General features: G+C 46.4%; 7 protein-coding genes. All 7 read left to right on the forward strand.

Annotated elements, in window-relative coordinates; genetic code table 11:
- Window positions 1-43 precede the first annotated feature (43 nt).
- The 7 genes from LX69_RS07570 to LX69_RS07600 all read left to right on the forward strand — a co-directional run bounded on the left by LX69_RS07570 (window position 44) and on the right by LX69_RS07600 (window position 13001).
- A complete protein-coding gene (locus LX69_RS07570; RefSeq protein WP_170124285.1) occupies window positions 44-982 on the forward strand; it encodes an OmpA family protein in 939 nt (312 codons plus the stop codon).
- 409 nt (window positions 983-1391) lie between these two features.
- Window positions 1392-2996 carry an alpha-N-arabinofuranosidase gene (locus LX69_RS07575; protein WP_111445227.1) on the forward strand — a complete coding sequence of 535 codons (1605 nt, stop codon included), beginning with the start codon at window positions 1392-1394 and terminating at the stop codon, window positions 2994-2996.
- 555 nt (window positions 2997-3551) lie between these two features.
- Entirely contained in the window at window positions 3552-6113 is a 2562-nt protein-coding gene (locus tag LX69_RS07580; RefSeq protein ID WP_111445228.1) for a glycosyl hydrolase 115 family protein, read from the forward strand.
- An 18-nt stretch (window positions 6114-6131) separates the two neighbouring features.
- Window positions 6132-7478, forward strand: a complete 1347-nt coding sequence (locus tag LX69_RS07585; RefSeq protein ID WP_111445229.1) for a family 43 glycosylhydrolase — start codon at window positions 6132-6134, stop codon at window positions 7476-7478.
- Window positions 7479-7494: 16 nt separating this feature from the next.
- Window positions 7495-9888 carry a thioredoxin-like domain-containing protein gene (locus tag LX69_RS07590; protein ID WP_111445230.1) on the forward strand — a complete coding sequence of 798 codons (2394 nt, stop codon included), beginning with the start codon at window positions 7495-7497 and terminating at the stop codon, window positions 9886-9888.
- A gap of 49 nt (window positions 9889-9937) precedes the next feature.
- Window positions 9938-12391: a glycoside hydrolase family 95 protein gene (locus LX69_RS07595; protein WP_111445294.1), complete on the forward strand. Its 2454-nt coding sequence runs from the start codon at window positions 9938-9940 to the stop codon at window positions 12389-12391.
- 67 nt (window positions 12392-12458) lie between these two features.
- The gene (locus LX69_RS07600; protein ID WP_221621307.1) at window positions 12459-13001 is read left to right on the forward strand and encodes a DUF3237 domain-containing protein; all 543 of its coding nucleotides are present in this window, start codon (window positions 12459-12461) and stop codon (window positions 12999-13001) included.
- Window positions 13002-13055 lie beyond the last annotated feature (54 nt).

Genomic DNA, 13055 nt, shown 5'->3' on the forward strand with positions numbered 1-13055 from the left:
GGTTCGTAGATATCGTTCTGCAATTAGCAAAATTGAAATAAGAATGAAAAAATACTTGTGTATTCCATTGATGATGTTCAGTTGTTATTCGTATTCTCAATGTCCGGCGGGATCAATTACATCTGAGCAAAACTTGGTTGTGAATGGAGATTTTGAAGAAAGAAATAAATCGTTTGCATCTGATTATCTATATCATAAATCGGAGGGAGCCGGTCATTATTCAATCGTTACGGATGCTGCAATATTTTCAAATGAATATTTCCGTGGTAAGGGAGATGGCTTCTTTATGGCTGTAGATGGTGCCGCAGGTGTAAATAAAACTGTTTGGAAACAACTCATCAATGTTAAAAAGAATACCAACTATTTTTTCTCCTGTTGGGTCAATACCTTAAATGTCAGTACTGGACCTCCTGCCGTTTTACAATTTTCTATCAATGGGAAACTATTAGACAAGCCTTTTCATTGTCCAAATCAATTACACAAATGGGAACAGTTTTCAGTATTGTGGAACTCTGGAAATGAAGAAAATGCTGTCGTTCGCATCGTTAGTCAAAATCCACATTTACATGGTAATGATTTTGGATTGGACTGTATTAAGTTTTATGAATGCACGGAAGTTCAATTGAAAATTGAAGAAAATAAATCGATTGTTCTTCGGAATGTACTGTTTGAAACCAATAGTGCTTCATTGTTGGAGTCGTCTTATTCTGAGCTTAATAAGTTAGTCGATTATTTATCCAAGAATATTGATAAGACAATTGCAGTTTTTGGTTATACTGATAATGTTGGGAGTGAAGAATTCAATCAGAAATTATCAGAAGAAAGAGCAAGATCTGTCATGACTTATATGCTTCAATGTGGAATAGATGGTTCGAGAATGACATTTCTAGGACATGGTGAGAACAATCCAATCGCAAGTAATGAGACCATCGAAGGTCGGCAGAAGAATAGACGTGTGGAGTTTATTATTAATGCGAATTAATAGTAACGAAGTCGTGGCCTTTTGTTAGGGTGTAAATTCAATAACTGAAAAAGTGCCTGATCGCGAAGCTCAGGTTTTGTTTTACGTGAAATTCGCAAGCAGATCACTAACCTGTTGAATTGATGGCCGGTGATGTACGTTTCGCAAGGACTCTTTTTTCTCTTAAGGAAACGATATGGATTGTTGATTCAATGTCGTTAAGTTAGTGCGATTCACAAAAGAGACAAGAAGATGATGAGACTAAAGACAGATAGATTAGACTGAAGAGACGAAGTTCACGGATCTAAATATCTGTTTTTTCATCTCATCATCTGTCTCTTCGTCTGACATCTTTTTCTCTTAACTAAACGACATTGATTGTTGATTTGTCGTTTGATGATTGATTTGAAATAGTATAAATTGAAATAGTATGAAGAAACGAATGAGTATTCAAAAGCGAATTGCTTTCAATGGAGCCTTGGTGTTGGCATTTATGTTGACCATGTGCACCCCAAAACCTCCTCAGAATGAGGATGTCGTAAAAATGTCCGTCGACGTCACGCAAAGTGGCCCTGAAATCAACCGTCACATCTTTGGCCAGTTTGCCGAACATTTGGGCACGGGCATTTACGGCGGCATTTGGGTGGGACCCGAATCGGAAATCCCCAATACCCGCGGGATTCGTAATGATGTGGTGAAAGCTTTAAAGGCCATCAAAGTGCCCAACGTGCGCTGGCCGGGCGGTTGTTTTGCCGATCAGTACCACTGGCGCGATGGCATCGGTGCACCCGAGGAACGCAAAAGTCGCATCAATGTCAGCTGGGGCGGTAGTCCCGAAGCCAACACCTTTGGCACGCATGAATATTTCGATTTCATTTCTCAAATTGGTTCCGAAGCCTTTATTTCGGCCAATGTGGGATCGGGTACTGTGCAGGAATCGGCTGATTGGCTGGAGTATCTCACGGCTTCAGGGTCGACATTGGCTCTCGAGCGTGCCCGAAACGGTCACCCCGACCCCTACGATGTTGCCTTTTGGGGCGTGGGCAACGAAGTGTGGGGATGCGGCGGTCCTTTTACCCCGCAGGAATATATCACCGAGCTTAAAAAGTTTGCCACTTTTACCAATAACTACAATGCCAACGTCAATACTCAGTTTGTTGCGGTGGGCCCCGACTCGTTTGATGAATACAGCTTTGGCTATCCCGAAGCCATCATGGAGGCCTGGGCAAAGAAAACCTGGACCTGGGATATTCAAGGGCTTTCGTTGCACATGTACACGCGTGGCGGCTGGCCGGCAGTGATTCCTGCTACCGGTTTCAACGAATCGGGATACGCAGCAGTCATTAAGGAAACTCTGGAAATGGACAAATTTATCAGCGACAATCGCGCCATCATGGATAAGTTCGACCCCGAACACAAAGTGTCGATCATGGTGGATGAGTGGGGCACCTGGTATGCACCCACCGAAGGGACCAATCCCGGTTTTCTGCAACAGCAAAACTCACAACGCGATGCTGTGTTGGCGGCTTTGAATTTCAACATCTTTATTCGTCATGCCGAGCGGGTGAAAGGGGCTAACATTGCCCAGATGATCAATGTGTTGCAAGCCATGATTCTGACCGAAGGTGAGAAGATGGTGCTCACACCCACTTATCACACTTTCCGCATGTACGTGCCTTTTCAGGATGCTACGCGTTTGCCAATCAATTTCAATAAAGGCTTTTATAAAGAAGGAACCATTGAATTGCCGCGTGTGGATGCCATTGCTGCCAAAGGAAGAGATGGCAAAATTTACGTGGCCATCACCAATATCGACCCCAAAAACAACGCTTCGTTGGATCTCTCGTTTGATGAGCAAACCATCAAGGATGTGAAGGGGGAAACGCTGTATGCTTCGGCCATTGATGCTGTTAACACATTTGACAACCCTAACAATGTTGCTCCTACATCCATTAACGCAAGTTTAACGGGCAGCAATGTGTCGGTAACGGTGCAGCCTCAGTCGGTCACGGTGCTCGAAATTGTATCGGAGTGATTGCGTTTGGAGGTTTTGGTTTATAGCATCCACCTGTTCTGTGAATTCATTTGACTTGTAATTCATATTGCTGCTTATCCTTTTTTTAACGATCCACTAAAGCCATGAAAGTATGGTTTTAGTGGATTTTTTTGTGACCATCGAAGATGTTTCTCTGATTGATGAATATGGTGTTTCCGGATAAGAATTGTTGATGAAGGTTCAATCTCCGTTTTTGTGCACGCATATCCTCTCAGCGTGATCCATTTCAATTTGTGGTCACAGAAGCGCGTCGGATGCGATGATTCTTTTCGTCTATTTATTAATGCTCACTTTTTCATGTGGTTGGTGTTGTTCGATGTGTCTGATTTTAGAAATTAAATGTCTGATTTTGGAAGTCGGCTTTGTTGCTTCTGTGTAATTTTAACAAGCATTTAATTTTTTTTTCAGAATGTGCATGTTCACAATTTGCGGTCGATGTGATGTTCATGAAATCGATAGGAAGATGTCGCTTGTGAGGTGACTGGTTTGCATTGTGAAGAAGGGATTACTGGAATATACTTTAAAGTTTGATATATGAGAAAATTAATGACTTCTGTTTTGGCATTATTCTGCTTTGCGGCCATGTTTGCTCAGCCGATGAAAGAGGTGAAGTACGTGTCGGAGCATCAAGCCAACGGCTATTTTGCTATCAAACAAGGAAACGAGGCAACACCTTTGTTGCTCAGTTCTGTCGATTTCCCGGGCGTCATTCGCGCTGTGAATGATCTTCAGGAGGACATCTTCAAGGTTACAGGGTTGAAACCTGCTGTGTTTCAAAATAAAGCTCCCGGCGCCAAACAGGTCATTATCGCCGGAACCATCGGCAAAAGCCCGTTGATTGACGGTTTGGTGGCCAAAAAGTTGATTGATGCCAAGGCCTTAAAAGGCAAATGGGAAAAGTTCATCATCACAACCATTGCCAATCCCATGCCGGGTGTTGAGAGTGCCCTGGTGATTGCCGGTAGCGGCAAGCGGGGCACCATCTATGGCATTTACGACCTGTCGGAACAGATGGGCGTTTCACCCTGGTACTGGTGGGCTGACGTGCCGGTAGCCAAAAAGGAAAATGTTTTTGTGATGCCGGGCATCTACACTAAAGGCGAACCGGCAGTGAAATATCGGGGCATCTTTATCAACGACGAGGCGCCTTGTCTCACCGGTTGGGTCAAACATACTTACGGCACCGATTATGGCGACCACCGTTTTTATTCACGTGTGTTTGAACTCATCTTGCGTTTAAGAGGTAACTATTTGTGGCCGGCCATGTGGAATTGGTCCTTTTATGCCGATGATGCCATGAACGGTAAAGTGGCCGACGAGATGGGTGTGATCATTGGCACTTCTCACCACGAGCCAATGGCGCGCAACCATCAGGAGTGGACGCGTAAGCGTAAGGAACACGGCGCATGGAACTATGCCACCAATCAAAAAGTCATCGATCAGTTTTTCAGGGATGGCATTGAGCGTATGAAAAGCACCGAAGATATTGTCACCATTGGCATGCGCGGTGATGGCGATGAGGCCATGTCCGACGAAACCGATGTGCAGCTGCTCGAACGTGTGGTGAAAAACCAGCGCCAAATCATTGCCGACGTTACCAAGAAGCCGGCCAACAAAACCACTCAAATTTGGGCGTTGTACAAAGAAGTGCTCGATTATTACGATGCCGGCATGCGTGTGCCCGATGATGTGATCATGTTGCTTTGCGACGACAACTGGGGCAACGTGCGCCGCTTGCCCAACGAAAAAGAACGCCAACATCCGGGCGGGTGGGGTATGTACTACCATGTCGATTATGTGGGTGCGCCCCGCAACACCAAGTGGCTCAACGTAACCCCCATTCAGCACATGTGGGAACAGTTGCAACTCACCTACGATTATGGCGTTGACAAACTTTGGGTGCTCAATGTGGGCGACATCAAACCCATGGAATACCCCATCACCTTGTTCATGGACATGGCATGGGAGCCCAAGCGCTACACCGTTAACAATCTGCTGGATCATCCCCGAAAATTTTGCGCACAACAGTTTGGTGACGACCAGGCCGATGAGGCCATGCGAATCCTCAACCTTTACAGCAAGTACAATGGTCGTGTTACCGCCGAAATGCTTGATAAAGACACTTACAACCTCGAAACCGGCGAGTGGAAAATGGTGTCGGACGAATACCTCAAGCTTGAAGCAGAAGCGTTGCGTCAATACCTGTCGTTAAAACCCGAGTGTCGCGATGCTTACAAGCAGTTAATTCTGTTTCCCGTGCAGGCAATGGCCAATCTTTACGAGATGTATTACTCACAGGCCATGAACCACAAGCTGTTTGCCGAGAAAAACCCCCAAGCCAACCTGTGGGCCGACAATGTGGAGCGTACTTTTAGACGTGACGCCGAGTTGGAGTACGATTACAACAATGTGATGTCGGGCGGCAAGTGGAAAAACATGATGATTCAGAAAAAAATTGGCTACACTTCGTGGAACGATAACTTCCCTGCCAATCAGCTTCCGCAAATCTACCGAATGGAGAATCCAGAATCGGCCGTTGGAAACTATGTGTTTACTCCCGCCAATGGTTATGTATCTATGGAAGCAGAGCATTATTTCTCCAAAAAAGATGCAGCCAAGGCGCAGTGGACTGTGATTCCCTATTTGGGACGCACGCTGAGCGGGGTGGCCGTGATGCCTTACTCGCAGCCCGTTGATGGCGCCTCCATCTCCTATAAAATGCAATTGCCCGCCGATGTTCGCCAGGTGAAGGTGCATGTGGTGGTGAAATCGACCCTGGCATTTAAAAATCTCGATGGCCATCGTTATTCTGTTGGCTTTGATGGTGGTTCAGCTCAGGTGGTCAACTTCAACAACAACCTGAACGAGAAGCCTGAAAACATCTACTCCATTTTCTATCCTACCGTGGCACGCCGCGTCATTGAAAAAACGGTGCAGTTGGATGTCCCCGCTTCGGCCGATGGCATGCAGGTGTTGACGCTCTCCCCCTTGGATCCGGGTGTGGTGTTCGAGAAAATTGTGGTCGATTTTGGCGGGTTCAAAAAGTCGTACTTGTTTATGGATGAATCGCCCAATAAACGTGTGGTGAATCAATGATATTGATACCTAATAAAAATGGGAATAAATAAATTTGGCCTATGGTTAATGGCTTGGGGGTGCACCATTGCACTCCTGAGCCAAAACCCAATCATCCGCGATCAGTTCACGGCTGACCCTACGGCACGGGTTTTCAATGGCAGGATGTATGTTTATCCTTCACACGATATTTTGGCTGAGGAAGGCAAGGGACGTCCGGGGTGGTTTTGCATGGAAGATTACCATGTTTTTTCATCCGATAACCTCACGCAATGGATCGACCATGGCGTGATTGTCAGCCAAAATGATGTCCTATGGGGCGATTCGACCTCGTATAGCATGTGGGCACCCGACTGTGTGGAACGCAACGGCAAATATTACTTCTATTTCCCTGCCAACAATCGCGTGGTGGATGCCACCGGTCGAAAAGGATTTTCCATCGGCGTGGCCATTGCCGATCATCCCGAAGGGCCTTTTGTTCCTCAGTCCGAACCCATTCAAAACGTGAGGGGCATCGATCCCAATGTGTTCATTGACAAAGATGGACAGGCTTATTTGTACTGGTCGATGCAAAACATTTATGTGGCCAAGCTGAAAGACAATATGTTGGAGCTCGATTCGGAGCCATTGATCATCGCCAACTTGCCCGATAAGGGCTTAAAGGAAGGACCCTTCGTGTTTGAGCGAAACGGACTTTATTACCTCACTTTCCCGCATGTCGAAAACAACATTGAGCGATTGGAGTACGCCATCGGCAAACATCCCATGGGCCCCTTCGAAATGACAGGCGTCATCATGGACGAATCGCCCCTCAATTGCTGGACTAACCATCAATCCATTGTGCACTACAACCATCAGTGGTATCTGTTTTATCATCAAAACGAATATTCACCCAATTTCGACAAGAACCGCTCCATCTGTATTGACAGCCTCTTTTTCAATGCCGATGGAACCATTCGGAAGGTTCTCCCGTCGCGTCGGGGTGTGGGCATCACCCCGGCCAATGCCACCATTGAGATCGATCGCTACAGCGCCATCGGCGGAAGCAGTGCGAAAATTGAGTTTGTCGATTCGCTCAATGTGTTCAAGGGTTGGAAAACTGTTTTTCACCACGCTTCGGATTGGATACAATACAATGCGGTTGATTTTGGAACCAGCCAATTCAAAACCATTCAGTTGAAGGCTTTCGCGCCCAAGGGGGGAACTTTGCAAATCAGGCTCAATAGCATCGATGGCCCGCTTTTGGGTGAAGTAAAGGTGCCTTCCGGTAGCGATTGGACTTTGGTTGAGGCCAATTTAACGAATCTTAAATCGGGGGTTCACAATCTGTTTGTGAAAACCACACATGACCAATGGATTGAAGTCGATTGGTTAAATTTTAAATAATTTAAATCCTTATTCTATGACGAAAACATTTGCATTCCTGAGTCTTGCGCTCATCGTGTCCACCACCATGTGGGCACAAAAAGTGATTGAAAACCCACGTTTTGCCGCCACCACGGCCGATTATGTGAAGATCACCCGCATTGAATTGCACGATACCATCACCAAAGTCGATTTTGAAGTGAGGTATTTCCCCAAATGGTGGATTTCGGTGTCATCTGCCGCAACCTATATCCGAAATAGCAATGGTGGCGATAAATTGTTTGTGGTTCGTGCCGAAGGCATCAAAATGAACGAACAACACTGGACGCCTGAAAGTGGCTTGAATCAATACACCCTCTATTTCCCTGCTCTTGATAAAAATATCGAAAAGATTGATTTTATGGAAGAGTCGTGGAAGATTTATGACCTCGACATCAGTGGCAAGCCTTATGTCCCCACCATCCCGGTTGCTTTGCATGGCGATTGGCTGACTACCGATGGCAGCAATCAATGGACATTTACTTTTTACGACAATCAGGTCATTTGGCGCGATCGGGTTTGGAAACCCCAATCAGTGACCCCCATGGGCAAAGGCTACCAGATGCAGCTGAGCAATGGCAACGAAACGGCTCATTTGTATTTGAATTTTAAAAAAGAGAACGTCTTGATTGGCACCTCTCCCAAACAAATGCAGATGTACAGCCGCATTCAAACCCGTAAAGTCGGGGCTGAATTGGAGAGTGACGATAAGTTTGACATCAAGGGATTTACCCCCGATACTGCCTCCTATTCCGGTTTCATTGTGGGCTATCATCCCAAAATTAGAAAAACTGCGATGGTGCAATATATGGATGTGATCACCGGTCAGCACAAAAAGCAGTTAATAGAAATTGCTCCCGATGGCAGCTTCAGTTGTCGGCTGGCATTGCTGAATCCCACACAGATGATGTTTGAATTTGGGAGCAATCAACGTGAAGTCGTTTATTTGGAACCCGGCAAGACATTGTTTCATCGCATGGACTTGGCCGAGTACAACACCCCCTTTCAAAGCTATGAGCAATATAGGACTCGTCGTCGCTTGTCGCTATACATGGGCGAATCGGGTCGTTTAAACAATGAGCTGCTCGCTATGGATACCCTTCGGTATTTCGATTTCAACGATATGATGAGCAAAGTGCTGGACATGTCCGCTGCCGATTACAAAGCTTATTGCCTGGATGTGATGAAACGCGAGCAAGATGCATTGAAACAATTTGCATCGAACCATGCGGTAAGTTCAAAGACTTATCAAGTTAAGGAGATGTCGATTCGCTTCAATGCCTTTACCAATATTCTATCTTACAAAATGAATAAGGAACAGGCTTATCGGAAAAAGAATCAAATATCGAATCCGCGTCAAAGTATTCCATTGGAGATTGAACAAGTTGCTCCTGCATTTTTTGATTTCATGACTGCCGACGAATTGAATGACCCCATGTCATTACTCGTGGCTAATGATTATTTTTTTCTAATCAACCGTTTGCAGTATCACGATCATGTTCGTCCTGCTGTGAATTTTCGATGGGTGGCTTTCAAGGATTCGTTGCAAAACAGGGGTGTGACCTTGACCGAAGCTGATTTGGCCTTTTGGGACGGGATGATTGATTGCAAAAGTTATGATGACGAAAGGAAGAAACAAGCAGCAGGTCTTCCTGCGGTGGTGGGTGATCACATCGATTTGTTGAACTTCATCAGTATCAAAGGGTATCAAATTATCGTCGATCAAAACTTGAAGAAATTCTTCGGTTTGGATAACGGATTGGCAACGGATTTCATGAAATCGCATAGCTTCTTTTCAGTCATTCAAAGCGCTCAACGACCTTTTAATGATGAAGAACGACAAGCCATTGATACCGCCTTTTCGGTTCCTTTTATTGCTCAGTACTTGTTGAAGAGTAGTGATGAAATGCAGCAGGAAATTGCTGCCCGCATCGAAGCCAACAAGCATAAAACCGGCTACAAGATTAACGAAACTCCTAAGACCGAAAGTGATAAGATTTTCGATGCCATGATGGCCAACTATAAGGGAAAAGTGGTGGTGGTCGATTTTTGGGCTACTTGGTGCGGCCCCTGTCGGAGCAGCATCGAAGAGATGAAGAGCGTGAAAGAGGAGTTGGCCGGTAAAGACGTCGAGTTCGTGTACATCACCAACGATAGCTCCCCGCTTGATACCTGGAACCTGATGATTCCCGATATCAAGGGACAGCATTATCGCGTGAATCCCGACGAATGGAATTATTTATCGTCAAAATTCAATATTTCCGGTATTCCGCATTATGTGTTGGTGAATAAAAATGGCGAAGTGGTGAATCCCAAGTTTTCCGAGGCTCGCCAGAATGAATCCTTGAAACGAATTTTAGAGGCGCAGTTGCTTGAACCTGCTATTCAATAGTTTTTTAGATGTGTGTATCAATCGACCATTGGTCGTTAAATGTATGTTTATGAGATTTCTGAATGTGGCTCTGTTGGTCTTTCTGGGGGTGGTGGCTTTGCACGGCCAAAAAGGCGGAAAACTGAAAATGTGGTACGATAAGCCTGCCACCGTGTGGAACGAGGCATTACCCGTTGGTAATGGCCGATTGGGTGCCATGGTTTTTGGGAATCCAGCCACTGAAAAAATTCAGCTCAACGAAGCTACTTTTTGGTCGGGTGGGCCTTTGCGCAACGATAATCCCAACGCCCTGAAGGTATTGCCCCTGGTGCGGCAGTTGATATTTGACGGAAAACATTTTGAAGCCGAAAAGCTGATTAATCAAAATATGATGACCCAGCTTCATGGCTCAAAATATCAGGTGATTGGTGATTTAAACCTCGCTTTTAACGGGCATGAGGGATATACCGATTATTACCGTGAATTGGATCTCGAGAGGGCTGTTTTTACCACCACTTATCGTGTCAACGATGTGACTTACAAGCGTGAAGTGTTCGCATCACAGCCCGATCAGGTGATTGTGGTTAAGTTGTCGGCCGATAAACCCGGGATGCTCACATTTACTGCCGGATTAAGTGGCCCCTTGCAAAAAACATCTGCTGCATTGGCCGGCAATATTCTCGAAATGACAGGTCTTTCGGGAACGCACGAAGGTGTAGCCGGTCAGGTGAAATTCAATGCTCGTGCCAAAGTCATACCTCAGGGGGGTACCTCCACGATGGAAGGCCATCAAATTAGCGTTAAGAATGCCAATGAGGTGGTTATTATGGTTTCCATTGCCACCAATTTTGTCGATTACCTGACGTTGACCGCCGATGAGGATGCCAAATGCAAAGCTTATTTGGATGCTTGCGGAAAAAAGCCGTACCCAAAGTTATTGTCCAATCATCAAGCGGCTTATCAAAAGTACTTTAAACGGTCTGCATTCGATTTGGGCACCTCGGCAGCGGCGTCTTTGCCCACCGATGTTCGCATCAAAAACTTTGCGCAAACCCATGATCCCGAGTTGGTGTCGATGTATTACCAGTTTGGACGTTATTTGCTCATTTCGAGTTCTCAACCCGGTGGCCAACCGGCCAACCTGCAAGGCATCTGGAATGGAAGCACCGATCCGGCCTGGGATAGCAAGTACACCATCAACATCAACACCGAAATGAACTATTGGCCGGCCGAAAAGTGCAACCTTTCCGAGATGCACGAGCCGTTGATTCAGATGGTGAAGGAGTTGTCGCAAGCCGGCCGGCAAACCGCGCGTGATATGTATGGCTGCCAGGGGTGGGTGGCGCATCACAATACCGATATCTGGCGTATTACCGGTTTGGTCGACGGTGCTTATTGGGGCATGTGGCCCACTGGTGGCGCATGGTTAACACAACATTTGTGGGACAAATACCTTTATAGCGGCGATTTAACGTACCTCGAAGCCGTTTATCCTGTGATGAAATCAGCCAGCGATTTCTTCAAATGTGTTTTGGTTGAGGAGCCCATTCACAAGTGGTTGGTGGTGACTCCTTCGGTATCGCCCGAGAACAATCCGGCCGGACGCCCTTCTGTATGTGCCGGAGCCACCATGGACAACCAGATTGTGTTTGACCTTTTTACAAAAACCATCAAAGCCGCCACTTTATTGAATCGTGATGCGGATTATATTGCTGAGCTAAAGGCCATGCGCGATCGTTTGCCTCCCATGCAAATTGGTCAATATGGCCAGTTGCAGGAATGGATGGAAGATTTGGACAATCCCAACGACAAACATCGACATGTGTCGCATTTGTACGGCCTTTTTCCCAGTAATCAGATTTCTCCGTCTACCAGTCCCGAACTTTTTGATGCGGCTCGTACTACTTTGATGCATCGGGGCGACGTGTCAACCGGCTGGTCCATGGGGTGGAAGGTGAACTTTTGGGCGCGTCTGCTCGATGGCAATCATGCCATGAAATTGATTAAGGATCAATTAACCCTGGTTGATCCTGTTAATGGTGGTGCCAATGGCGGGACTTATCCCAATTTTTTTGATGCTCACCCGCCCTTTCAAATTGATGGCAACTTTGGTTGCGCGGCCGGCATTGCCGAGATGTTGATGCAATGCCACGATGGCGCCGTGCATCTGTTGCCGGCTTTGCCCGATGAATGGCAAGATGGAGAAATCTCCGGGTTGAGAACCGTTGGCGGCTTTGAAGTGAGCTTTTCGTGGAAAGCTGGTGAAGTGCAATCGCTGGTGGTGAAATCGTCACTGGGTGGAAACCTGCGCCTGCGTTTACCCAATCATCTGAAGTTGGCCAATGGCAAAGTCCTGATCGCTGCCTCGGGCGTGAACCCAAATCCTTTTTTTGAAATTCCTGACATCAGGCGCCCTTTGGTTTCCGAAAAAGCCACGTTGAATGAGATGGCGCGAAATCCATCGTTCGAATTTGATATTGAAACCCGACCGGGGCAAACCCTTTCGTTTGTGGCAGTCCGGTGATTGCAGATGTGTATAATGTTGTAAATCAATAAAACCTCCTTGGAGGATGGTTAAGCTTATGAATGTGATGAAACGATATTTAAAAATAATCATCCTGGGATGGATGCTGTGCACTGTCCAGAACCTTGTTGCCCAAAGTACAACTATTGATACGACAGGGGATTTATTTAAGGATTTTAGAACCGAGCTCATGTGGGAAGCCAACGTGAAAATCGGAAACACCATTGTTGTGGGCGAGAGCAAACGAGGCATACGGCGCATCATCCCCATCACCGGCGGCACTTTCTCAGGCTCCAAAATCAAGGGGGATGTGTTGCCCCTGGGCGAGGACTGGCAATTGGTGCGCCCCGATGGCGATACAGAGCTTTATGCCCGTTATCTGCTCAAAACCCACGACGGGCATTTGATTCAGGTCATCAACCGGGCATTGATTCACACCGGAGCCAAAGGCAATGACTTTTACTGCAAGTCGGTGCTCGATTTGGAAGCACCTGTCGATAGCCCTTATGACTATCTCAATCATGCTGTTTTTATGGGGACCATCCGATTTCCGGTACTCCAACCGGGCGAGGATCCCTATGTTATTATTGGGGTGTATCGAGTGATGTAATGGGGGAAAGTGCCTGAGTGAGGAAAGTGTCTGAGGAAGAAAGTGCAAAAGTGC

Origin of the sequence: Breznakibacter xylanolyticus, assembly GCF_003254275.1 — a bacterium.
Classification (GTDB): Bacteria; Bacteroidota; Bacteroidia; order Bacteroidales; family Marinilabiliaceae; genus Breznakibacter; species Breznakibacter xylanolyticus.

Bases quoted from the DNA above. Each gene is read 5' to 3' on its own strand.
- LX69_RS07570 (WP_170124285.1), top strand. From the start codon at position 44: ATGAAAAAATACTTGTGTATTCCATTGATGATGTTCAGTTGTTATTCG.
- LX69_RS07575 (WP_111445227.1), top strand. From the start codon at position 1,392: ATGAAGAAACGAATGAGTATTCAAAAGCGAATTGCTTTCAATGGAGCC.
- LX69_RS07580 (WP_111445228.1), top strand. From the start codon at position 3,552: ATGAGAAAATTAATGACTTCTGTTTTGGCATTATTCTGCTTTGCGGCC.
- LX69_RS07585 (WP_111445229.1), top strand. From the start codon at position 6,132: ATGGGAATAAATAAATTTGGCCTATGGTTAATGGCTTGGGGGTGCACC.
- LX69_RS07590 (WP_111445230.1), top strand. From the start codon at position 7,495: ATGACGAAAACATTTGCATTCCTGAGTCTTGCGCTCATCGTGTCCACC.
- LX69_RS07595 (WP_111445294.1), top strand. From the start codon at position 9,938: ATGAGATTTCTGAATGTGGCTCTGTTGGTCTTTCTGGGGGTGGTGGCT.
- LX69_RS07600 (WP_221621307.1), top strand. From the start codon at position 12,459: ATGAAACGATATTTAAAAATAATCATCCTGGGATGGATGCTGTGCACT.